The organism is Reinekea marina, from assembly GCF_030409715.1.
Classification (GTDB): Bacteria; Pseudomonadota; Gammaproteobacteria; order Pseudomonadales; family Natronospirillaceae; genus Reinekea; species Reinekea marina.
Map to the genome: position 1 here is coordinate 2,793,703 of NZ_JAUFQI010000001.1, position 22,273 is coordinate 2,815,975.

Here is a 22,273-nt window from a genome sequence, read left to right on the forward strand (position 1 = left end):
TTAAATTAGCGACATGAGCATACCAGCAGACTTAAGAATCGCCAAAATCTTCAGCTATAAATCGGCCACACCCCACACTTTGAATAAAAACAGTGATCCAAACGTGACTCAGTTCACAGTACAGACATCACATGCTTCACACTTTTGAAAACCGACTACTTTAATAATGAACAAAGGGCGAAGTATTTCAACATGGAGGGGAAGGCTCATGAGTATTGCATCTCTCAGACTGACGCTACCTGAACAAAATTTACATTTTAGTCGCGAAACGGCCGCTATGTATCGTGATGTTTTGGTCAATCAGGTTTTAAATTCTGGTGATTTTGAGCAACAGCTTGAAAAAATTACGATCAGCTTGAGCAACCTTAATCGGATGTCTCTGGATGGAGATACTCGCCTTTCATTAACAGAGAGCTTGATTAACCAATATTTGACGTTTATGAAACACGTCCGTACGGGTGATTTATCTCTAAAGGAACAATCAGCCTCTGGTCTTACAGAACTGAATCGCGAGTTTGCATTTGCTACTAAACTTTTACTGCGAGACGCGGTATCTCACTCCAAAGAAGAACTGGCAAACTTTGTTTATTGGGTGGTAAGCGCCATCAGCGAACAACTGCAAGACTATAGCGTTACCAGAAGAAACCAGCCAGAAGGTTTGTGGGCAGAGCTTAATCGAATTTATCAATTTGCGGAGTCTCGCTATTTAACAGATTTTCACAACAACAAGCCCGACAAACGAGATATTGAAAGCCGCTACAAACAAGCCTTACTCTTTCAAGCCGCTCAACCGCATCATTTAAACGACAAAGAGCAAATTCTGCTCAATGCTTATTTGACGAAATGGGCCTTTAGATCACACTTGCGCCACCAAGAGTCACGCGAGTTCAATTCGCGCTATTTTTATGTGGATCTCGACTCTCCAAAAGGCGCGGTTTCCTCGCGCAGCATTGAAGGCGTTGCTAACGGTGAGAGCATCAGAGCGCTCAACCCACTTCCCATCATTGAGCAGGTAAGATTGCATATGAGCCAGCTGCGTAAATCAATGTCGGCCGATAAAATCGGTTTTCAACCCAACACTGATAATATCGATGCCTTTATGACGCTCAAAAAAGTGCTGTTATCGTGGAAACAAGAGTCGACACGCCGTTTTGAACGAGCCTCTTGTGCGGTCAACGCTCGAACGGCGGTTGGACTGAACAACATCCACCATTATTTACGCTCTCCAAGATCTTACTCGGAGAGCCTAATTAACAGCTCAACCGTGAATATGAGCAAAACTGGAGCGTGTGTGAAACTAGAATCTGCAAACTCTGGTTTGGAGTTATCCGTTGGCGATGTGGTCATGCATAAACACGCCAATGAGAGCAATGGTCGATTAGCGGTTGTTCGGTGGCTGCAACGTGCAGGCATGTCTATATTATTCGGCGTTGAATACATTGTCGGTAATTTGCAGCCGGTAACAATTCGAGTGCAAGATAAAATTGCTGAAGCATTACTCATTTCTACATCTGATAACGATTCGTTAATAACCCACAAAGGATACTGCGCCAGTAATACGCCGGTGCGTCTAAAAAGTGTCCGCCACAATTTATCACTCGATGCTCGAGTTCAAGCGCTCATTCAGCGAGGTCAACACGTTGATCAAATTCGCCTGAAACGGAGCCAAATGGCCTAACCTTTTATTAGTATCCTAAATATTCAAAATAGCGTCTTTCCATTGTAAACCGATTGGAAAGGCGTGTTGTATCTACTACAATTAGCGCTAGAACGCCTATTCTTATGTTGTAAATGCTTATTCTAGAAAAGATTGACCTAAGTCATTTGCAATAACCTTACACTATAAGCATACTGGCGCCGTTTTTTTTACCCTTCCCTTTTCAAACGATCGGAAACGTATCAATGAGCAATGTATTAAACTCGTCCCAAGTACAGGAAACTTACAACTATAAAGTAGTTCGTCAGTTTTCTATTATGACGGTCATCTGGGGTGTCATCGGCATGTTAGTCGGTGTCATAATTGCTGCCCAAATGGCTTTTCCTGAATTAAATTTTGGACCCTATTTTCACTTTGGGCGACTCCGACCATTACACACGAACGCTGTTATCTTTGCCTTTGGCGGCTGTGCTTTAATGGCCACTTCATATTACGTTGTTCAACGTACCTCTCAAGCACGTTTAGCTTTTGGACCTTTAGCCAGCTTTACCTTTTGGGGTTGGCAAGCCGTTATCGTAAGCGCTGTCGTTACACTGCCTTTAGGATTAACTTCTTCTAAAGAATACGCCGAGCTAATTTGGCCTATCGACATTTTAATTGCGCTTGTGTGGGTGTCTTATCTCATTGTCTTTGCGGGCACCGTTATGCGTCGCAAAATGCCTCATATTTATGTTGGTAACTGGTTTTACCTTGGCTTTATTATCACAGTTGCTGTGCTACACATTGTTAACAGTGCCGCGTTACCGGTTAGCGCGACTCAAGCTTATTCTGCCTACGCCGGCACCATGGATGCAATGGTACAGTGGTGGTACGGCCACAATGCCGTTGGTTTCTTTTTAACCGCAGGCTTCTTAGGCATGATGTACTACTATGTCCCTAAGCAAGCTGAAAGACCTATCTATTCTTACCGTTTATCGATAGTTCACTTCTGGGCATTGATCGCTGTTTATATGTGGGCTGGCGGACATCACCTACATTACACCTCTTTACCAGACTGGGCACAGAACTTAGGCATGGTTATGTCTCTTATCCTATTAGCGCCAAGCTGGGGCGGTATGATTAACGGTATGATGACTCTATCTGGGGCTTGGCATAAATTGCGCACCGACCCTATTTTACGTTTCTTAGTTGTTTCACTTTCTTTTTACGGTATGTCTACGTTTGAAGGCCCAATGATGGCCATTAAAACGGTGAATGCGTTGTCTCACTATACCGATTGGACCATTGGCCACGTGCATGCTGGCGCGCTTGGTTGGGTTGCCATGATCACCATTGGTGCTATGTACCACACCATTCCAAAACTTTGGGGCAAAGACCAAATGTTCAGCGTGGCATTGATTAACGTGCATTTCTGGTTAGCCACCATAGGAACCGTATTGTATATCGCTTCTATGTGGGTAAACGGTATTTTGCAAGGCTTAATGTGGCGTGCGATCAACAATGACGGAACCTTGGCTTACAGCTTTGTTCAAGGCGTTGAAGCCAGCTGGCCAGGGTATGTTGTGCGCTTAATCGGCGGCATCTTATTCTTATCTGGCATGATCTTAATGCTTTACAACGTCTGGAAAACTGTGAAAGACGGTGTGGAAGAAAAATCACTTAATTCAGCAGTACAAGCGGCCTAGGGAGATATAGAACATGAAACATGAACAGGTCGAAAAAAACGTTGGGTTAATGGCCTTTTTTATCGCCATTGCCATCAGCTTTGGTGGATTAGTTGAAATTGTTCCGTTGTTTTTCTTAGAAGACACAACGAAACCAGTCCCTGGTTTAAAGCCATTAACGGCAGTACAGCTTGAAGGGCGTGACATTTATATACGTGAAGGTTGCAGTAACTGCCACTCACAAATGATTCGTCCTTTGCGTGCTGAAGTTGAACGTTACGGACCTTACAGCCAAGCAGGTGAATCAGTTTATAACCACCCATTTTTATGGGGTTCTAAGCGTACCGGACCAGATTTAGCACGAGTCGGCGGTCGTTGGTCTGATGAATGGCACCGTTACCACCTTTTCAACCCTCGGTCTGTAGTACCAGAGTCAAACATGCCGGCTTTCCCTTGGCTGTTTGAAAACGAAGTAGATGGCTCTAAGACTGCTCAGAAAATGAAAACGCTACAACGTTTGGGCGTGCCTTATACAGAAGATGATATTGCTAAGGCAGAGCAAGAAGCTGACGGCGTTAAAGAAGTAGAAGCGTTAATAGCTTACCTACAAAATCTTGGCACTGTCATGGCAGGTCAATAAAAATGGACCTTAATGACTTAAGAGCCCTAGCAACAGTTTTCACCACTGTTGCTTTTATAATTGTTTTCGTTTGGGCGTACAGCAGTAAAAACAAAGCTCGCTTTGACGAAGCGGCAAATTTGCCATTTGCTGATGACCCAGAACAACAGCCCACAAAGGGAGAGAAAGAATGAGTTCTTTTTGGAATGCCTATATTTTCGTACTCACCGGAATATTTTTATTAGGTATTATCGGCCTAATTTACTTCACTCGACGTATGCCGGGCGATGATAAAATAGGCGAAACAACTGGCCATAAATTTGATGACATTGAGGAATACAACAACCCAATGCCAAAATGGTGGTTGAATTTATTTTACATCACCATCGTATTTGCTGTCGGATACATGATCTATTACCCGGTGGGCAATTGGGAAGGTATTAGTAAGTGGACATCTGCTAATCAACTCGAAGCAGAAACCGCGGCGTACAATGAAAAGTATGGTGATATTTACCTACGCTTTTTAGATACACCTGTTGAAGAATTGCAAAACAATGCTCAAGCAAAACGCATTGGCCAGCGCCTATTTGTTAACAATTGCTCTCTATGCCACGGTCAAAACGCGCAGGGCTATTATGGTTTCCCTAACCTAACCGACAATGATTGGTTGTATGGCAGTGATGCCGATCAAATTAAACATTCCATTAATTTCGGTCGCATGGGTCAAATGCCAGCGTGGAAAGATACACTAGGTACACAGGGTGTCTCTGCCGTGACAGAATATGTACTCAGCATTTCAGGTAATGAGTATATTGAGTCTCAAGCTAAGAAAGGCGAAGTCATTTACCAGCAAATGTGTGTGGCCTGCCACGGTGCCCAAGGGCAAGGTAATATAGCGTTAGGTGCACCTAACCTTACCAACAATATTTGGTTATACGACCTACCTGAGCAAGAACTGCGACGCGACATAATGACTACCGTTATGAATGGCCGTGCCGGCAACATGCCAGCTTGGAAAGATATTTTAGGGGAAGAAAAAGTCCATCTAGTATCTGGATACGTATATAGCCTACGTAATTAAACCGTAAGGGAGGCAACGCCTCCCTGATTTTCCTGTTAAAGGCGAATACAATCCGCAAATAAGTCTTCACGCACGTTTATGACTGGAATCAATTTCTTATGTCTAAGACCTCAAAAAGCTCCGCCTCCTCTCCTGAAATCATTTCAACTGACCTTTATCAAGCAAGAGAAAAAATTTACATCCGTCGCGTTAATGGGTTATTTCGAAATTTACGCGTCATTGGTGGGCTATTTTTATTTGCGCTGTATTTTGGTGTGCTCTGGTTAGATTGGGATGGCAGGCAGGCGGTACTTTTCGATCTACCGGCTCGGCAATTTCACATATTTGGTATAACTTTCTGGCCTCAAGATTTTGCACTGCTGGCTTGGGCACTCATCATAGCGGCTTTCGCACTCTTTTTTATTACGGTCTATGCAGGCCGAGTATGGTGCGGTTATACCTGCCCGCAAAGCGTTTGGACGTGGATCTTCATGTTCATAGAAGAAAAAACTGAGGGCAAGCGCAACGCCCGTATTAAGATGGATCAAACTGGATTCACGCTTGAAAAACTGCTTAGGAAAACAGCTAAGCATATTTTATGGACTTTAGTGGCTTTAGTAACGGCCATTACCTTTGTTGGGTATTTTGCGCCCATTAAGGAACTTATCCCTGATTTAGCAACATTCCAAGCTCACGGTTGGAGTGTGTTCTGGATAGCATTTTTTACCTTAGCGACTTACGGCAACGCCGGTTGGTTAAGAGAGCAAGTGTGCATTTACATGTGCCCTTACGCTCGCTTTCAGTCGGTCATGTTCGATGAAGACACCCTAATTGTGAGCTACGATGCCGCAAGAGGTGAAAGCCGAGGTACAAGAAAACGTGGTGTAGAGCCAGACACTTTAGGTCTTGGTGACTGCATTGACTGTGAATTATGCGTTCAGGTTTGTCCTACGGGTATCGATATTCGAGACGGCTTGCAATACGAATGCATTTCCTGCGCGGCATGTATTGACGCTTGCGACAGTGTGATGGAAAAAATGGATTATGATAAAGGTCTAATCCGCTATACAACAGAAAACGAATTAGAAGGTAAGAAATCGCATTTATTAAGACCGAGATTGGTAGGCTATGCCGTGGCGCTGTTGATCATGATTATTGCGTTTACTTGGGTGATTCTCAGTCGCGTTCCTTTAGAGTTGCATATTTCCCGTGATCGCAATGCATTACACCAAATGACCAGTGACGGGTTAATAGAAAATAACTACATGTTAAAAGTCATCAACATGACAAATGAACCACAAACGTTTCAACTTTTTGTCGAGGGAATGGAAGGTTTAGAATTACGCAGCGATACCACCTTTACTGTTCGCGCGAGCGAATCAGAAGATATATCCGCTACGTTAGTATTACCACCAGCCTTAAACAAGCTGCCGACGAATGAAATTTATTTCAGTATTCAAAGTATTGATGATGAATCTTTAAAGACCCGAGAAGAGAGCCGATTCTTTGGACCGGCCAATTTTTAATTTTGGAGTAAGCACTTGATAAACGACACTACCCCTTGGTACAAACAATTTTGGCCTTGGTTCATTTTATCGCCGTTACTAATTGTCATCTGCGCGGGATTTTGGATGCTTTACATGGCCATAACGACCAACGATGGTGTCATCGTTGATAATTTTTATAAAGATGGCCTTGGCATTGAAGTCCGAACGGAACAAGATATGGTGGCCAGAAACCTTGGGTTAAATGCCAATCTAAAATGGACAGGGCGAACCTTAAGTGTTGAACTGAAAGGTTTAACCACCGGCTATCCTGATCAGCTTTCACTGTTAATCGTTTTTCCAACTAAAAGCTCACGCGATATTCAAGTCTTGTTAAATCACCAAGGTGCAGGTGTGTATAAAGGCGCATTAACGGAAGAAGTAACTGGCACTCGTCAATTACAATTAGAGCCTGTTTCTGGTTCCGTAAAAAACAGCTGGCGCCTACACGCAAAAGCTCAACTGCCCCCTCTTTCCAGTTATGTGGCACTTACCCCGAAAGCCCAATGACCTCTTCTCACTGTTTTCACTGCGGGTTGCCTAACCCTAAGCAACCCCATCTACTGACAATAGAAGGCGATCAACTCGCCTTTTGTTGTATTGGCTGCCAAGGCGCGGCGAAAACCATTATCGAATCAGGTTTGGGAGATTACTATAAGTTTCATCAGCCCGACCAAAGCCCAGTCTTCATTGAATTATCGGACCGGCAACAGCAAGCCTTCCAAATTTTAGAGCGAAATGACGTTCAGGCTCAATTTGTACATCAGATATCACCTAACGAACACCACGCTATTTTACTGATTGAAGGCATTAGCTGCTCGGCTTGTGCTTGGTTGATTGACAAACGTCTAACTCAACTAAACGGCGTAACTAAAGCGCACGTTAATTCAGCCACACATCGGCTGTTGCTGGAGTGGGACCCTAACCAAATCGGGTTGTCCGAAATTGCTAAAACTCTCTTCTTTATTGGCTATCAAATCACGCCTTTCTTACCGAGTGAAGAAGATACTGTTATTAAACGCACGCAACGCCAATACATCTTAAGGTTAGGTATTGCCGGGATAGGCATGATGCAGGCCATGATGAATGCTGTTGCGCTTTATTCAGGGCAAATCACCCAACAACATGAACAGTGGCTGTGGTGGGCGAGTTTATTTTTGACGGTGCCTGTGATGCTGATATCGGCAAGGCCATTCTTCACATCCGCTTGGCAAGCGTTACGAGCAAAACAAATGTCCATGGATGTGAGCGTTTCTCTGGCCATTTTAAGTGCTTTTTTTGCGAGTTTATACGCAACAGTTATAGGGCATGGAGAGGTTTATTACGAATCGGTCAATATGTTTACCTTCTTCTTGGTGTTGAGTCGATTCTTAGAGTTTAGGGCTCGTACGCAATCGAATCGTAATCACCACAATCAAGTCACACTCCCGACTCTGTGTAAAAAAATACTGAGCGAAGGCGAGCTTCAAACTTGTTCGGTAACCGATTTAAACGTTAATGATTTGATTGAACTCCAAGCCGGTGAAGCCTGCCCTGTTGATGGTCAATTAGTGAGCGGCACTTCTGAGTTTGATGAATCTACTTTTACCGGTGAGTTTACTGGTGTCCGAAAAAGCGTTGGGGATTCAGTACTGGCAGGTTCCGTCAACTTGGCACAGCCCATTACCTTAAAAGTAACGGCTCTAGGTGCCAACAGCAGTTACAACCTAATTCAAAGGCTCATTGAGCAAGCAAGCCAAAGCAAACCTCGATTAGCGTTAATGGCTGATCGCGGCGCACAGCAATTTGTGTGGTCGACGTTAATCATTACCTTATTCATTGGATTGTTCTGGCTTTATTATGACCCTGACCGTGCATTCTGGGTTGTGATCAGTGTTTTGGTTGTAACCTGCCCATGTGCATTGAGCCTTGCTACCCCCACGGCGTTATCACAGTCATTAAATCAGCTAAAAAACATTGGTTTCTTGCTTACCAAAGGCTACACCATCGAGCGCTTAGCCTCTATTAGGACCATTGCATTTGATAAAACAGGCACCTTAACTGAAGGACATTTTGTAGTTGATCACTTAGAACGCTACCCTAAATTAGATTCGTTGGACTGGACGAATGATGAGGTGCTCGCCCTTTGTCATTTACTCGAAAAGCAAAGCGATCACCCCATCACAAAAGCGTTTCCAAAACAAGCTAGCAGCAGCCCGATAGGCATAAACAACATAATTTACAATGCGGGTCTTGGCGTTTCTGCTGTCGCCTCTATTGGTGAAATTAAATTAGGAAACGCACAGTTTACCCATCAGTCTGAGCAGCCAAACAGCGATACCATTTTATTCTTAACGTTGAATTCAGAACGGCTAGCGGCTATTCGGCTGAAAGATAGGGCTCGTGCCTCATGCTCAGCGTTATTTTCGGAACTTACAAAATTAAATATTCAGACCAACATAATTTCCGGCGATCCAAACCCAAAAGCGGCGAATGCCTTTCAAGAATTGGGGTTTAAGGGTCACTACTTTTTCGGAGCGAAACCCGATGACAAGCTCACTATTTTAAAAAAAGCCGATAAAGACAGCGCTTTCGTTGGTGATGGGATCAATGATGGACCCGTCTTGGCCGGAGCACACCTTTCGATTGCCGTAAATAACGCAACAGACTTAAGCAAAACACAAGCCGATGCGATCTTACTCAATGATAACCTTTTGACGATTACGCAGGCCATCATCATTGCGAAGAAAACGCATCGCATTATTAAACAGAATTTAGCTTGGGCATTAGTCTATAATGTGGTGGCGCTGCCAGTGGCCGCTATGGGATTAATCACTCCGTGGCAAGCCGCCATTGGAATGTCGCTAAGCTCACTCATTGTCGTCGGCAATGCTGTTCGACTAAGGAAGTAAATTGGATATCCTGCTGATTCTAATCCCTGTTACGCTCTTTTTATTAACCATTGGCGGCGTTTTATTTTGGTGGACTGTTAAAACCGGTCAGTACGATGATTTAGACAGCCCAGCTCAACGGATTTTATTCGACGACGATCATCATATGGTTCCTACCAAAACTAAATCTTCTAAAAAGCAATGATCAGCACCCTTCTTTCAGCCTTTATCATTGGGTTAGTTTCGGCGGGTCATTGTTTTGGCATGTGCGGGGGCCTGGTTGTAGCTGCTGGTTTTAACAGCCAAGCACCTTCTTACATTTGGTATTATAATTTAGGCCGAATCTTAACCTATGCACTGCTCGGTGGCTTCTTTGGCCTAACCTTCGCGGCCTTACCTGCCGCGACCATACCTTGGCTTAAACTTATGTCCATCACGTTACTGGTGCTGACGGCATTGTATTTCATGGGCATAACATCGGCCGTCACTCAATTAGAGCGATTAGGGCTTCCTATCTGGAAAAAGTTACAACCGCTGACCAAGCAATTTTTACCGGTATCGTCCTCGGCTTCCGCCTTACGACTCGGGTTTCTTTGGGGATTTATTCCCTGTGGGTTAGTGTATACCGCACTGGCCTTTGCCATAAGCCTAGGTAGCTTAACTCAGTCCATTATAGCCATGCTTGCCTTTGGCCTGGGTACTTTACCAGCGATGGTATTCTCTGGGTTAGCGGCGAATCGAATTCGGCCCATTCTAAATAGGCACTCGGTAAGAGTCGCGCTTGGTAGTGTGTTGTTGTTCACTGCGTTATTATTAGCCTCAACGCTTATTCAACACTAGGGTTTATCCATGCATTATATTTTCGGGTACGGCTCACTTATTTGCCAAGACAGCCGCAGTCGCACCGGAACAAGCTCAAAAGCTTACGCCATCGAAGTCAAAGGCATTAGCCGTAATTGGTCTGTTCATACGCCTGATTGGCCAGCCACGGCGGTCAGTGTGACGCAAAAACAATCCAGCCACTGTACTGGGGTTTATTTTGAAGTCGATGAAGCCAATTTAAAGCAGTTTGACCGCAGAGAACAAGGTTATAACCGTGTCCAAATACCTTGGGAGTCGGTTGCGCCAAGCTGTACACAGCCTTTACCTGAATCTGGTAACTTATGGGTATATGTTGGCAAAAACAACAATGTCACGCCTTTGCCCGAACGCCCTATCATGCAAAGCTACCTTGATGTGATCTTAAATGGCTGTTTAGACTTTAGCGAGCATTTTGCCGCTCGGTTCTTGCAGCTTACTGGGCATTGGCAGCATCTCATTGACGACCGCAGCAACCCGCAGTATGTGCGACCACTAAACTCAACCCACCGCCTTGAGTTGATAGACAAGCTAATTGCTGAGAATCAGCCAGAGTTGTGGACTGAACGTAAGCCACTTGAACCTAAATAAAACTGAGGCTAACGCTGTTTTGGGCATTTACTGAAAGCTTCTCTCGTGTTACAACACGCGGCCAATTTATACCTAGACTGACATACCATGAAAGATACACTGATCGGCAAAGATAAACTCGAATACAACAAGCTGCATAAGAGACTTCGTCGTGATGTCGGTAAGGCCATTGCCGATTATAAAATGATCGAAGATGGCGATAAAATCATGGTTTGTTTATCGGGCGGTAAAGACTCATTTACCATGTTAGATATTCTGCTAAATTTGCAAAAAAGTGCGCCTGTGTCCTTTGAGCTGGTCGCCGTGAATTTAGACCAAAAGCAACCTGACTTTCCTGAAGACATTTTACCAAATTACTTACAAAAGCTAGGCGTGCCGTACCATATCTTAGAACGGGATACCTATTCGATTGTTCAAGAAACGGTCCCTGAAGGTAAAACCACCTGTGGGATATGCTCTAGGCTAAGAAGAAGTACCCTATACGCTTTTGCAGATGAAATTGGTGCCACAAAAGTGGCTTTAGGGCATCATCGTGACGATATTGTCGAAACACTGTTCCTTAATATGTTTTATGGTGGCAAATTAAAAGCGATGCCGCCGAAATTGCTCAGCGACAGTGGCACTAACGTGCTCATCCGACCGATGGCTTATTGTAAAGAAGCCGACATCGCTCGCTTCGCTCAATATCAGCAATACCCTATCATTCCTTGTAACCTGTGTGGTTCTCAAGAAAACTTGCAGCGCCAGAACATTAAAGCCATGTGTCAGGAATGGGAGAAGAGCTTCCCTGGCCGCGTAGACAGCATATTCCGCAGCATGGCGAATGTGTCACTTTCACAGTTGGCAGACCGAGAAGCATTTGATTTCGAATCGCTACAGATTTCCGGCATTCGTGCTGTTAATATTGACGAAAATAGCCAATACGCACCTATGGCATCTACTACAGTGAATACTTGGGTACCAGAAGCTCTAAACACGAATACTGCAGACTAAACGCTTTAAGTTTTGGGTTCAATTGACTATTATCCAGTTACTTATAGAGTTGGAGCCTGTTCATGTCTTTGTCAACGGCCTGCAAAAATTGCAGCTTACATCCCCTGTGTTTACCACTGGCTTTAAACGTTGAAGACATGGATACGCTTGATGGCATCATAAACCGTGGTCGCCCTATTAAAAAAGGCGAACACTTGTATTATCAGGGCGATGAATTTAAAGCCATATACGCCGTTAGAACCGGAACCCTTAAAACCTATTCGCTAACTAATGATGGCGAAGAGCAGATTACCGGGTTTCATCTGGCCAGTGAGTTGGTGGGTTTAGAGAGCTACGATTCTACGACATACCCTTCGTCTGCCAAGGCACTAGAAACCACCAATGTCTGTGAAATTCCAATCGAAAAGCTCGATGACTTGGCCGGTAAAATGCCAGAGCTTCGTCGCCAGTTAATGCGCCTGATGGGCAAAGAACTCAGAGATGAGCAAAAGATGATGCTGCTGTTAAGCAAGAAAAGCGCAGAAGAGCGTATCGCCTCCTTTTTGATTAATTTAGCCGCTAGATTTAAACGACGCGGCTTTTCTGGAACGTCCTTCCGCCTGACGATGTCCCGCGCTGACATTGCGAATTATTTAGGATTAGCGGTAGAAACCGTCAGCCGTGTGTTTACTCGTTTACAAAAGCAAGGTTTATTAGACAATTCTGGCAGCGCGAAAGATATCATCATCACAAACTTCGATGAATTAACTAAAATGGCATCGTTGGCTGAATGTGAACGATTGGAGCTGGGTACCGCTTAGAACACTGCTTAGTTATCACTCATTAGATCGGTTAATCGATGCATTGACTGATCTATATCAACACACTTAACTCACCTTTTAATACACTGGTTTCAACACATGTAAACCATTTAGAGGTGAGTTATGTATTTAGACATAATTGTATTATCTGGCATTGGTGTCGTTGGCTTAATGGTCGCTTTTTTAGTAGGTTTTTTCTATATATTGCGCAAAGAAGGCCATCGTAACGACCCCGAATGCTAGCCTAATCGCTCTTTTTTATAAGCTTGAATCAACCAACCCGCTATCGTCATTCCCGGTGAATGCTTTGGCAAATTGTTTAATTCAAAGAATTGAGCATCGGCAATTTCTCCCGGTGCAGGGGTAATGTCACCGCCATCGTATTCGGCCATGAACCCTAACATTAACTGATTAGGGAAGGGCCAAGTTTGACTGTTCATGTAGCGAATATTTTTTAACTGAACGCCAACTTCTTCAAACACTTCTCTTGCAACGGCTTGTTCGGCTGATTCGCCCGTTTCGATAAAGCCCGCCAACGTGCTGTACCAACCACTCTTTTTGTGTCGCTCACCTTGCGCCAACAACACCTTATCTCCATGAGTAACTAATACAATGATGCAAGGCGAAATTCTGGGATAAAATCGCAAGCGACAAGGCTGACAGGTTAAAGCAAATTCAGTGGCAATTTGTTGAGTCGGCTGCCCACATTGCCCACAATACTGATGCTGGCTTTGCCAATCCAGCAACCCTTTAGCTCTTGATGCGAGAGAGAATAGCGTTTCACTTTTAGAAGCAACATCCCTAAGCCCCAACAGCTCAGTATTACCTGGACTGGTGACGTTGGCGCAATAATAAGGCTTTCCATCTAACAACCCTACAAACAGTTCAGAACTCGTTTTAAAGGGGTGGTTGTGAGCTGGCCAAACGACATTATTCTGATCAGCCAACAATTGCCCTTCGAACCAAAGTAACATTCGCCCTTGCTCGTCAATAGGACCTTTTCGAAACGGCAACTCGATCGTATGTTGACCAAACTCGTATAACATTCAATACCCTTTGCTTAAACAATTTTTTCGGCGCGAACCACTTCTTCTTCATGGTGAAACTCAAAACCAAATCGATTCGCTAAACCCAACATGGCCGTGTTTTCTGGAAGTATATCCGCCACTATTTTACTGGCTTTTATTTGTTGAGCATAACTGACCGTTTTTTGCATAAGCCGGCTGGCTAGCCCTGTTCCTTGAGCGAGAGGCGCGACCATAATGGCAAACTCTAACTCATTGTTATTAATATCAAACCAAAGCCGTTGCTCCCCAAGCATGGTATCGTGATCGACTGCGATAAACACCATTTCACGTCGATAATCTATTTGGCTCATCGTCGCCAACTCTAAATGCTCAAAATTCATTCGGCTATAAAAAAAACGCAACCTGAGCGATTCAGCATCAAATGCGGCCATAAAGTTCTTAAGCATCGGCTCGTCTTCGCCTTTAATTGGACGAATAACTACCGTGCGCGCATCTTTCAATTTCACCGTTTCTTCATACTCGACGGGATACGGATTCAAAGCGGGTCTTATTTTTTCACCCTGATCGACAGCCACTCCTAACACTAAGGGCGCTTGATCATTTTGCAATAACAAGTTTACTTCTACACCCTTTAAACGGGGCAAATCAATAACCATTTGCGATAACGTAATGAGCGCTTTAATCAGCTTTGTTACATCCCCTTCAACATCTTCACTGCGCTCTAACAATACTTGGTAGCTTTGCGATTTTAAAATGAGATGTTTGGCTAAAGTAGAATTGAGAGGCGCTAGAGACACTTGACGATCGGCCAGCATGTTGGCATGCGAGCCACCCCCTCCGAAAAACACTAAAGGCCCATAGGTTTCGTCTCTGGTGATGCCTATACTATATTGTAGAGCGTCTACTTTTCTTCTCATGGGCTGAATGGAATAACCCAAGACTTTCGAGTGCGGCAATCGTTTTTGTTTTTCTTGTGCTAACTCTTTTTGCGCAGTCATCAGCGCTTCTCGATTCGGAATATCTGTTTTTGCGCCTCGCCATCGTGCGGCTGGAACGTGTTGGTATGCAAACGGATAACTGTAGGTTTCATGTATTATTCTCAGCGCTGCTGGAAAATAACGCTGATGGGCCTGATTAACCAAATGCTTAAAATCAACATCGAATAAGCTATCGACCAAGTTGAATCCATATAAGCGCAGCAACTGCCGCGACTCTGGCCAAGTGAGGTAATCTCTATTCGCTTTTCTAGCTTTATACAAAAGCGCTTTCGCTTGCTTTACATTCGCCACAAAACCGAGATCATCTGATGAAGGGGTTTCTCTTAATTGTTCTTGGGCCGATTGATATTTTGCCAGCGTAAGATAAGCGTCAACGGCGTCTGTGGGCGTATCAAAGCTCAATAAGCCAGCGCCATCAAATGACTGTCGAGCATCTCGTGTCGAAAGTCCTCCTAAAAAACAGGTGAGAATTAAACGACGACTGCGTTTAAGATACGGCAATAAGGTTTGAGAAAAATCGACACTGCGGGTCGCGCGATTCGGACTGTGAATAACTAGAATGACCCCTACTTCTTTGATTTGCTCGAGCTGTTTTAAGGCCTCTAGATAATCATTACCCTGTGCTTGCGTTGGCAACACTATTGGATTGCCGGACACTTCCTTTTGATACCAAGCCATTTTAGAAAGCGTGGTATTGAGCTTAAACTGCGCAAGTTCACCCCCTTGGCTTTCCAAAAACTGTCGTGCCATCAATGCCGTGCCTAGACCATTACTGACTATCGTGAGGTTTCGGCGGTATATTGGTTTGGCTCGACTTAAAAACTCTAATCCAGAAAATAGTTCGTTGAGGGTATCTACTTTTAGAACACCCGCTCTAGAAAAGTATTCATCATCTACTTTAGTAATATCGATAATGCCAGCCGGTGCATCGTTGTTGGGTCGTGTACGTATTGCCAACACTTTTTTGGAGCGTGATGCTGCGCGTAAAGCAATGAGTAAACGATTTGAATCTCTTATTTGCTCTAAATGGACCAAAATTGCCTTAACCCGCCTGTCTGAGGCTAAGTAGTCCACAAAATCAGAAATGCGCAAATCTGCGCTAGCTCCGACCGTTAAAAAATGCGAGAAACCTATGCCTCGTGCACCGGCCCAATCTAATAATGCAGAGCCCAGGGCAGCTGAGTGCCCAACATAAGCTGCATGCCCTGGCAGAGCGTCTATGTGGGTGTAGCTAGCATTCAAATGATGATCAGGAACTAAGATACCTAGGCAGTTTGGTCCTAACACGCGGATGCCAAGTTCTTTTGCCAAATGTCTAATTTTTCGGTTTTGTGTGTCCGATTGGCTAAGTTGCCGAGCCATTCCGCCTGTGAGAATCATTGCCGAGCGAAGCTTTTTCCTGCCCATTTGCCGCAATACACTGGTGATGGCGTCTCCAGGTACACATATGATGACTAGATCGACTGAGGTTTGTAACTCTCTTAAATAACGAACGCATGGAATACCATGTACCTGTTTATAGCCTTTTAAATTGACCCCTGTTATTGGAAAATCATATCCAGAATCTTGCAGATTCTTAATAACGATACCGCCCAAGCTATCTTCTCGCTCAGACGCGCCGATGACCGCAATGGATTTCGGATAAAAAAAGGATGTTAAATTAGGCATATTCAACCAAAGTCGTGATGCAGATGCCCTACTCTAGACGTATAATGCCCTTAAAAACAATGGCCTATATCAAAAATGATACCGACAGCGCTCATTTACCATCCTGATTGTGAATTACACGACATGGGTGAAGACCACCCTGAATCGCCCTTGCGAACGAAAGCAATCATGCAGCGCCTGCAGGATAAAGGGCTTTTCGAGCAGCTCAAAGTACACCAAGCTAAAATGGGCACCAGTGACCATGTACTCAAAATTCATCACGCCACCTATGTTGAACAACTTGAGCGCATAAATCCAAGCCATGGTCTCATTCAGGCCGACCCCGATACTCTTATGGGACCGCACAGTTACGATGCGAGCTATTTAGCCGTGGGGGCAGGTGTTCAGGCGGTCGATGGTGTTTTATCTGGGCAGTATAAGCGGGCATTTTGTAATATTCGTCCACCTGGCCATCACGCTGAACCGGCCGCCACCATGGGGTTTTGCTTTTTCAACAACATTGCTGTCGCTGTCGCACATGCACTTGAGCAAGAAGGTATAAATAAAGTCGCCATTTTAGATTTTGATGTTCATCAGTGTAACGGCACCATTGAAGCATTCGCTGACAAACCCGAAGTTATGGTCTGCACCAGCTTTCAACACCCTTTTTACCCAAATAGCCATTGGGCAAGTGAACACCCCCATATGATATTAACGCCTCTCGTTGCTTTTTCTGATATTCGAGATATGAAACATGCATGGGAAGCACAATGGTTGCCAGAGTTAGAACGACATCAACCCGATATGATTTTTATTTCAGCTGGCTTTGATGCGCATACTTTAGACACGATGGGACAATTAAACTGGCAAAACGAAGACTACTATTGGCTAACCAAACAAATTACAGAATTTGCGGCCACACACTGTGACGACCGCATTATTTCGATGCTGGAAGGGGGTTATCACCTGCCTAGCTTGGCTGAATCGGCATCACTGCATATTCAAGCCTTACTTGAGGATTAATGCTCTAGCAGATCCCGATATAAAATTTCATTATCGGGCTCCTCTAAACTAATTCTACCTAAAGATCCATTTCGCAAATCTTTCAGTACAATTTCACTCACTTTATGCCAATCTACACTGCCGCCCTTCACACACGCTCGATGCTTTGCGATCGCTTCCATACATTCCATTGCCGTTTCAGCAATCGTATCTAACTTATAGCGTTGCTTTAACGCTTCAGGGTAACGTTGAGCTAAATAATCGATCGCAAACAGAGCAATATCTTCATATTCAACCGCCGTGTCTCTAATGGCCCCAGAAGCTGCTAAACGGTACCCGCCTAACTCACTCTCTGGCGATGGCCACATAATTCCGGGCGTATCCATTAACGTAAAGTCATTGGCAATCTGAATGCGTTGCTGAGCTCTCGTGACAGCGGGTTCATCACCCACTCGGGCTACTTTTTTGCCCGCCAACCCATTAATCAGGGTAGATTTCCCAACGTTCGGGATGCCAACCACGACACTGCGCACAGGCTTTCCGATTCCGCCTCTAAAAGGGGCTAGTTTTCGACATAAATTAGGAATACGAGCCAACTGTTTTTTATCTTGCATCACTATGGGCAGTACGATGATGTTTTTTTCTTGCTCATAAAACCGCTGCCATTTTTCGGTAACGGTCGGATCGGCTAAATCACTTTTGCTGAGTAGGCGCAAAACTGGTTTATCTCGACGTACTTTAGTAAGTACCGGATTCATACTAGAAAGAGGGATTCGTGCGTCTAACACTTCAATAACAACGTCTATTTTAGGAATAATCTCACTAATTTGACGCTTTGCTTTGGCCATATGGCCGGGGAACCAGTTTATTTTTGCCATGATCTTTTTGTGTAACTAAAAAGGGTAGTGTAACACAGTTATTTTCGGTTCCCTTGTAATCCGCCGGTATGCAAAACGGCTATTTGCTGACTTAGCAATGATTTGTCTTGATCTAACTTTGTTTGAACTGCGTGAAACACTTTTGAATTATAAACCGTATCGAGTTTTATTCGGTTATCTTTATAAAAAGTTTTAGAAAACTCGGCTTGTTCCAAACTCGGTTTGCCAAATTTTTTCCCAGCAAAACCTGACCAAAGTTCATATTGGTCTTGAGACACTCCTGCTTGAATCATTTTTTGTTTTAGAGCGGAATAATTATCTGGATCTTGGAAAACGGGGATTCCGACGACCTTCACGTGCTTTGGTGCAGCCAATGCTAACCCGGCCAACGTGGTACCTGAGCCAACAGCCGTAACAACTAAATCAGTGTCTGATGGGATTCCACTCCACCATTGCTGACTGCCTTTAATAGAGGACTCGCTCCAACCGCCCTCAAGAACGACTTCACTGTTGGGGTACTTTTCTTGCCATTTAAGCCAAAACTCGGGTTCGTAGCGTTTTTGGAACTCAACTTTATTGACCCAATGCAACACCATGCCCCAGCGTTGACAATCTTTTAACGTGGGGGTGAGTTCTTGATCGGGATAACCTTGGACAATGCCAACAGAAGGAAGACCATATTCTTTAGCGACAAAAGCCAAAGCATGTAGGTGATTTGAGTAGCGCCCGCCAACCGATAGAATCGAATGAATATTTTGACTTTCGATTCGTTCAATTAAAGGCGCTAACTTAAATAGTTTATTACCGGAAACAATGGGATGCAGTAAATCGCCTCTCACTATTTTCACATTTCGATAACCAAACCATGAGCTTGATAAAAGCGGCGCTACGGCAATTTTCTTCATGAATTCCTAACTGGTTTTACGGAACATCGCTACATTGCCATTATCGACACGATGTTTGGTGCATCGGTCATTAACGCCAGCCTGAAAATCAGAAGGTGCATCAATACGTTTTACTGGGACATGGCATTCACCACACTCAGGATTGTCGTAATGTAGCAACCAGCTCTTATATTGACCCAAGGTTACACTGCATTTTTGGGCCGCAAACACGAGCGGTTTTTCTAAATAATCTTCCAATTGCCTCGCGGGTAAACTGATATGCCCTGCTCCAGCGTGGTATGCAACAAAGACTAACTCCAAGCTTTCCATTTTATCGAATAGATCAGTCGAAGATGCTTCTGCGGCTTCGACCTCTGAAAGCTCTTGCTTAATGCCTTCATATTTAGTGGTGAGGGCTGCCAATGCACGATTCGCTTCTTGCAACTTGAATTCGGCCGACTTCGAATTCTCTTGAAGCTTCTTGTTTTCGGATTCTGATTTCTTTAATTGCTGAACATGTTCCAAGCCTTCCGACTGGCTTGATTCTAGCTGAGCCGTAAGCTTTTCTACATTGGCTTCCAGTTGCGTAACCTTAGCGGCAAGCGCAGCTGCTTCGGATTGTTTATCGGATAACAATGAACGTAAATTTTCAATTTCTTCAGAACTGCTTTCAGACACTTGCTGATTTTGCTGTTCAAAGCTTGCAATTTTAGCCTGAAGCTCTGAAACCATTGCTTTTTGTGAGGTGACATCGTCTTTCAGATCGTCTATTTCCACACTTTTTAGAGTGAGCTGCTCTTTTAACTCAACAACCTTTTCAGATTCTTCGTTCTCATTTGAACGTTGATTACGCAAAAGCCCCAAATATTCATCTTTCAGTTCGTCGTATTGAGCCTTTTGAGTTTCTGCTTGGTCGGCGAGCTGAATATGATCGCGCTCTAAACGAGTATTGCGAGATTGAATTTTCTCGAGCAATACTTTGTTGTGATTAGCTTGTTGCTCTAATTCTTGTGCTTGGTGGCGATACGTTTGTGTTTCATTACGCATAGCTCGTTTAACTTGATCAATTTCGTCTTTATATTTTTCTTCTAAGCCATGCAAAGTTTGCTTTTGGCGTTGAACCAATTGATCGACTTGTTTTTGAAATTCTTTGGCTTGAGCTTCTAGGCGAGCATTAATGTCTTCTTCAGACGTAGCCGTTAGCGTTGGCACTTCTACTGTTTCGGATATTACCGGAACTTCCGGTGCCGGTGGCGGCGATAAAGTAGGGATTTCATCAAAGCCAAGGTCATCAACAATTAGGCCCAACTTATTGCGTTTCACAGCGTCTTTTAATAAAACAAAATGATTAACACCGTCTTGACTTGGCTCCCACAACTCTCGTTGATACCAAGAAACTGAACATTGGCTTCGGCAAGCTAAACGAATAGGTCCCGCACCTAAGTCTGGTCCTGGCCCGGCATTATCTGCAAGGTGTCTTAAAGGTATGTTCCAATCTTCATCAGCAAAGCCGCGCTCGTTAAATTCAATGGTGAAGGTAACGATGCTATGAACCTGCAAAGAATGATTAATTTTCAAGTAGGCGGCATTGACGGTTTTATTCGCTAACTCAGAAACACCCACAACCCCATCGAGCACGGCTTCAAATTCTGAATAACGCATTTCTTTGATAACGGCCTTTTTGCCAAAAAAGCAGATCGCTTCAAAAAGTTCTTTGTTCTTCCTAGACGACATATTTAGCCTCAAAACACTCTTATCGTACAGCGGGTCATAGGGTAGATTTAGTCTATGAATAGTAGAATAAAATCCATTTTCTAACTGTGACTTCCACAACACTTCCTACTTTCTTTTGTAGTTTTTATCGAAAGTGTGATCTTGTCGGCGCCAAAAATGCGAAATTAGGCGAATTTACCGCATTTAGGCAATCAATTGGACAAACTACTTTAGTTGAGTGGCATTTCGGGCGCAAGCTTTGATTTAGGGTCTAGAAGAAGAAGCGTTGAAAATCATTGATTTTGAATAGAGATAATAGATAAAGAAAAGCACATGCAATATGCCGCAAAGGAGGGGCTTAGACCAAAAAAATACTTCGAACGGCGGTCACGCCAAAGAGGTTGTTTAAATATTCGAACGGAGGTTTCCCTTTATACTTAGGAAAAGTGGCGGAACGGACGAGACTCGAACTCGCGACCCCCGGCGTGACAGGCCGGTATTCTAACCAACTGAACTACCGCTCCAGGTAGTAATTTAAAGCCTTTCGGCTTGTTAAGTCGTCAAACTTAACGTTCCTTTTATACTTAGGAGAAGTGGCGGAACGGACGAGACTCGAACTCGCGACCCCCGGCGTGACAGGCCGGTATTCTAACCAACTGAACTACCGCTCCGCATTATGGTGGGTGTGAACGGGTTCGAACCGCTGACCCTCGCCTTGTAAGGGCGATGCTCTCCCAACTGAGCTACACACCCATAATGCTAAATTTAAAGCCTTTCGGCTTGCTAAGTCGTCAAACTTAACGTTCCTTTTATACTTAGGAAAAGTGGCGGAACGGACGAGACTCGAACTCGCGACCCCCGGCGTGACAGGCCGGTATTCTAACCAACTGAACTACCGCTCCGCATTATGGTGGGTGTGAACGGGTTCGAACCGCTGACCCTCGCCTTGTAAGGGCGATGCTCTCCCAACTGAGCTACACACCCATAATGCTAAATTTAAAGCCTTTCGGCTTGCGACCCTAAGCTCTGCTTTGGTCGCAGTGTTAAGTCGTCAAACTTAACGCTCCTTTTATACTTAGGAGAAGTGGCGGAACGGACGAGACCGATGGTCCGGCATCCCGGCTTGCGATCCGAAGCTCTGCTTTGGTCGCGATGCTAAGTCGTCAAACTTAACGCTCCTTTTATACTTAGGAGAAGTGGCGGAACGGACGAGACTCGAACTCGCGACCCCCGGCGTGACAGGCCGGTATTCTAACCAACTGAACTACCGCTCCGCATTATGGTGGGTGTGAACGGGTTCGAACCGCTGACCCTCGCCTTGTAAGGGCGATGCTCTCCCAACTGAGCTACACACCCATAATGCTCTTTTGAAGGGCAAAGATTCATTCTCTCGCTTCTTCAAAAGTGACGCGCATTTTAGCGATTTCTTCAATGAAGTCAAACATTTAGCGAACTTTTTAAAGAATT

21 protein-coding genes and 7 tRNA genes are annotated in these 22,273 nt (G+C 44.4%); 16 read left to right on the plus strand and 12 right to left on the minus strand.

Features of this window, described 5'->3' with window-relative positions:
* The first annotated feature begins 208 nt into the window (after positions 1–208).
* From QWZ13_RS15305 to ccoM, 14 genes are all read left to right on the plus strand, one after another.
* Complete coding sequence (locus QWZ13_RS15305; RefSeq protein ID WP_290282548.1) at positions 209–1,678, plus strand: cyclic-di-GMP receptor FimW-related protein; 1,470 nt, start codon at positions 209–211, stop codon at positions 1,676–1,678.
* A gap of 224 nt (positions 1,679–1,902) precedes the next feature.
* A complete protein-coding gene (gene ccoN / locus QWZ13_RS15310) occupies positions 1,903–3,342 on the plus strand; it encodes a cytochrome-c oxidase, cbb3-type subunit I (RefSeq protein ID WP_215999432.1) in 1,440 nt (479 codons plus the stop codon).
* Positions 3,343–3,355: 13 nt separating this feature from the next.
* On the plus strand, positions 3,356–3,961 hold the full coding sequence (gene ccoO / locus QWZ13_RS15315; protein WP_215999431.1) for a cytochrome-c oxidase, cbb3-type subunit II: 606 nt from the start codon (positions 3,356–3,358) through the stop codon (positions 3,959–3,961).
* A 2-nt stretch (positions 3,962–3,963) separates the two neighbouring features.
* Positions 3,964–4,134: a cbb3-type cytochrome oxidase subunit 3 gene (locus tag QWZ13_RS15320; protein WP_215999430.1), complete on the plus strand. Its 171-nt coding sequence runs from the start codon at positions 3,964–3,966 to the stop codon at positions 4,132–4,134.
* Positions 4,131–5,021, plus strand: coding sequence for a cytochrome-c oxidase, cbb3-type subunit III (gene ccoP, locus QWZ13_RS15325; protein ID WP_215999429.1), 891 nt, complete (start codon positions 4,131–4,133; stop codon positions 5,019–5,021). Before QWZ13_RS15320 ends, ccoP begins: the two co-directional genes overlap by 4 nt.
* A 98-nt stretch (positions 5,022–5,119) precedes the next feature.
* Complete coding sequence (gene ccoG, locus QWZ13_RS15330) at positions 5,120–6,526, plus strand: cytochrome c oxidase accessory protein CcoG (RefSeq protein WP_290282549.1); 1,407 nt, start codon at positions 5,120–5,122, stop codon at positions 6,524–6,526.
* 15 nt (positions 6,527–6,541) lie between these two features.
* On the plus strand, positions 6,542–7,054 hold the full coding sequence (locus QWZ13_RS15335) for a FixH family protein (RefSeq protein WP_290282551.1): 513 nt from the start codon (positions 6,542–6,544) through the stop codon (positions 7,052–7,054).
* Positions 7,051–9,435: a heavy metal translocating P-type ATPase gene (locus QWZ13_RS15340; protein ID WP_290282552.1), complete on the plus strand. Its 2,385-nt coding sequence runs from the start codon at positions 7,051–7,053 to the stop codon at positions 9,433–9,435. Before QWZ13_RS15335 ends, QWZ13_RS15340 begins: the two co-directional genes overlap by 4 nt.
* Position 9,436: 1 nt before the next feature.
* The gene (ccoS, locus tag QWZ13_RS15345; protein WP_215999425.1) at positions 9,437–9,619 is read left to right on the plus strand and encodes a cbb3-type cytochrome oxidase assembly protein CcoS; all 183 of its coding nucleotides are present in this window, start codon (positions 9,437–9,439) and stop codon (positions 9,617–9,619) included.
* On the plus strand, positions 9,616–10,254 hold the full coding sequence (locus tag QWZ13_RS15350; protein ID WP_290282553.1) for a sulfite exporter TauE/SafE family protein: 639 nt from the start codon (positions 9,616–9,618) through the stop codon (positions 10,252–10,254). Before ccoS ends, QWZ13_RS15350 begins: the two co-directional genes overlap by 4 nt.
* 9 nt (positions 10,255–10,263) lie before the next feature.
* The gene (locus tag QWZ13_RS15355; RefSeq protein WP_215999423.1) at positions 10,264–10,863 is read left to right on the plus strand and encodes a gamma-glutamylcyclotransferase family protein; all 600 of its coding nucleotides are present in this window, start codon (positions 10,264–10,266) and stop codon (positions 10,861–10,863) included.
* 87 nt (positions 10,864–10,950) lie between these two features.
* Entirely contained in the window at positions 10,951–11,856 is a 906-nt protein-coding gene (ttcA, locus tag QWZ13_RS15360) for a tRNA 2-thiocytidine(32) synthetase TtcA (protein WP_290282554.1), read from the plus strand.
* Between the two features lie 116 nt (positions 11,857–11,972).
* Positions 11,973–12,656, plus strand: a complete 684-nt coding sequence (fnr, locus tag QWZ13_RS15365; protein ID WP_290283388.1) for a fumarate/nitrate reduction transcriptional regulator Fnr — start codon at positions 11,973–11,975, stop codon at positions 12,654–12,656.
* A 123-nt stretch (positions 12,657–12,779) separates the two neighbouring features.
* A complete protein-coding gene (gene ccoM, locus QWZ13_RS15370; protein ID WP_289846305.1) occupies positions 12,780–12,899 on the plus strand; it encodes a cytochrome c oxidase subunit CcoM in 120 nt (39 codons plus the stop codon).
* Here the strand turns inward: ccoM and nudC are convergent.
* Together nudC and QWZ13_RS15380 are read right to left on the minus strand one after the other, a co-directional pair.
* Positions 12,896–13,702, minus strand: a complete 807-nt coding sequence (gene nudC / locus QWZ13_RS15375) for an NAD(+) diphosphatase (protein WP_290282555.1) — start codon at positions 13,700–13,702, stop codon at positions 12,896–12,898. The two genes, ccoM and nudC, sit on opposite strands and share 4 nt — an antisense overlap.
* A 14-nt stretch (positions 13,703–13,716) precedes the next feature.
* Entirely contained in the window at positions 13,717–16,350 is a 2,634-nt protein-coding gene (locus tag QWZ13_RS15380; RefSeq protein ID WP_290282556.1) for a bifunctional acetate--CoA ligase family protein/GNAT family N-acetyltransferase, read from the minus strand.
* Between the two features lie 75 nt (positions 16,351–16,425).
* Between QWZ13_RS15380 and QWZ13_RS15385 the strand changes: the two genes are divergently transcribed.
* Positions 16,426–17,352: a histone deacetylase family protein gene (locus tag QWZ13_RS15385; RefSeq protein WP_290282557.1), complete on the plus strand. Its 927-nt coding sequence runs from the start codon at positions 16,426–16,428 to the stop codon at positions 17,350–17,352.
* Here the strand turns inward: QWZ13_RS15385 and ylqF are convergent.
* From ylqF to QWZ13_RS15400, 3 genes are read right to left on the minus strand one after another with little or no spacing between them, the layout of a single operon-like run.
* A complete protein-coding gene (ylqF, locus tag QWZ13_RS15390) occupies positions 17,349–18,209 on the minus strand; it encodes a ribosome biogenesis GTPase YlqF (RefSeq protein ID WP_290282558.1) in 861 nt (286 codons plus the stop codon). The genes QWZ13_RS15385 and ylqF overlap by 4 nt on opposite strands.
* A gap of 38 nt (positions 18,210–18,247) precedes the next feature.
* The gene (locus QWZ13_RS15395) at positions 18,248–19,114 is read right to left on the minus strand and encodes a 1-aminocyclopropane-1-carboxylate deaminase/D-cysteine desulfhydrase (protein ID WP_290282559.1); all 867 of its coding nucleotides are present in this window, start codon (positions 19,112–19,114) and stop codon (positions 18,248–18,250) included.
* 6 nt (positions 19,115–19,120) lie between these two features.
* Positions 19,121–20,929 (minus strand): coiled-coil domain-containing protein, encoded by a 1,809-nt coding sequence (locus QWZ13_RS15400; RefSeq protein WP_290282560.1) that lies wholly within the window; start codon positions 20,927–20,929, stop codon positions 19,121–19,123.
* Here QWZ13_RS15400 and QWZ13_RS15405 point away from each other — a divergent pair.
* Positions 20,914–21,069 (plus strand): hypothetical protein, encoded by a 156-nt coding sequence (locus QWZ13_RS15405; RefSeq protein WP_290282561.1) that lies wholly within the window; start codon positions 20,914–20,916, stop codon positions 21,067–21,069. The genes QWZ13_RS15400 and QWZ13_RS15405 overlap by 16 nt on opposite strands.
* Before the next feature lie 184 nt (positions 21,070–21,253).
* On the opposite strand, the gene QWZ13_RS15410 is transcribed toward QWZ13_RS15405, so the two are convergent.
* From QWZ13_RS15410 to QWZ13_RS15440, 7 genes are all read right to left on the minus strand, one after another.
* Positions 21,254–21,330: transfer RNA gene (locus QWZ13_RS15410), tRNA-Asp, on the minus strand.
* A gap of 70 nt (positions 21,331–21,400) precedes the next feature.
* Positions 21,401–21,477 (minus strand) — tRNA-Asp (locus tag QWZ13_RS15415).
* Positions 21,478–21,483: 6 nt separating this feature from the next.
* A tRNA-Val gene (locus QWZ13_RS15420) sits at positions 21,484–21,559 on the minus strand.
* 72 nt (positions 21,560–21,631) lie between these two features.
* Positions 21,632–21,708: transfer RNA gene (locus QWZ13_RS15425), tRNA-Asp, on the minus strand.
* A 6-nt stretch (positions 21,709–21,714) separates the two neighbouring features.
* Positions 21,715–21,790, minus strand: a tRNA-Val gene (locus tag QWZ13_RS15430).
* Positions 21,791–22,003: 213 nt separating this feature from the next.
* Positions 22,004–22,080 (minus strand) — tRNA-Asp (locus tag QWZ13_RS15435).
* A gap of 6 nt (positions 22,081–22,086) precedes the next feature.
* Positions 22,087–22,162: transfer RNA gene (locus QWZ13_RS15440), tRNA-Val, on the minus strand.
* Positions 22,163–22,273: the final 111 nt, after the last annotated feature.

What these genes read in the sequence shown, in the direction of transcription:
- QWZ13_RS15305 (WP_290282548.1), top strand. Translation starts at nt 209, where the DNA reads ATGAGTATTGCATCTCTCAGACTGACGCTACCTGAACAAAATTTACAT.
- ccoN (WP_215999432.1), top strand. Translation starts at nt 1,903, where the DNA reads ATGAGCAATGTATTAAACTCGTCCCAAGTACAGGAAACTTACAACTAT.
- QWZ13_RS15355 (WP_215999423.1), top strand. Translation starts at nt 10,264, where the DNA reads ATGCATTATATTTTCGGGTACGGCTCACTTATTTGCCAAGACAGCCGC.
- QWZ13_RS15320 (WP_215999430.1), top strand. Translation starts at nt 3,964, where the DNA reads ATGGACCTTAATGACTTAAGAGCCCTAGCAACAGTTTTCACCACTGTT.
- ccoM (WP_289846305.1), top strand. Translation starts at nt 12,780, where the DNA reads ATGTATTTAGACATAATTGTATTATCTGGCATTGGTGTCGTTGGCTTA.
- QWZ13_RS15395 (WP_290282559.1), bottom strand. Translation starts at nt 19,114, where the DNA reads ATGAAGAAAATTGCCGTAGCGCCGCTTTTATCAAGCTCATGGTTTGGT.
- QWZ13_RS15350 (WP_290282553.1), top strand. Translation starts at nt 9,616, where the DNA reads ATGATCAGCACCCTTCTTTCAGCCTTTATCATTGGGTTAGTTTCGGCG.
- QWZ13_RS15385 (WP_290282557.1), top strand. Translation starts at nt 16,426, where the DNA reads ATGATACCGACAGCGCTCATTTACCATCCTGATTGTGAATTACACGAC.
- QWZ13_RS15380 (WP_290282556.1), bottom strand. Translation starts at nt 16,350, where the DNA reads ATGCCTAATTTAACATCCTTTTTTTATCCGAAATCCATTGCGGTCATC.
- ylqF (WP_290282558.1), bottom strand. Translation starts at nt 18,209, where the DNA reads ATGGCAAAAATAAACTGGTTCCCCGGCCATATGGCCAAAGCAAAGCGT.
- ttcA (WP_290282554.1), top strand. Translation starts at nt 10,951, where the DNA reads ATGAAAGATACACTGATCGGCAAAGATAAACTCGAATACAACAAGCTG.
- ccoP (WP_215999429.1), top strand. Translation starts at nt 4,131, where the DNA reads ATGAGTTCTTTTTGGAATGCCTATATTTTCGTACTCACCGGAATATTT.
- ccoO (WP_215999431.1), top strand. Translation starts at nt 3,356, where the DNA reads ATGAAACATGAACAGGTCGAAAAAAACGTTGGGTTAATGGCCTTTTTT.
- QWZ13_RS15340 (WP_290282552.1), top strand. Translation starts at nt 7,051, where the DNA reads ATGACCTCTTCTCACTGTTTTCACTGCGGGTTGCCTAACCCTAAGCAA.
- nudC (WP_290282555.1), bottom strand. Translation starts at nt 13,702, where the DNA reads ATGTTATACGAGTTTGGTCAACATACGATCGAGTTGCCGTTTCGAAAA.
- ccoG (WP_290282549.1), top strand. Translation starts at nt 5,120, where the DNA reads ATGTCTAAGACCTCAAAAAGCTCCGCCTCCTCTCCTGAAATCATTTCA.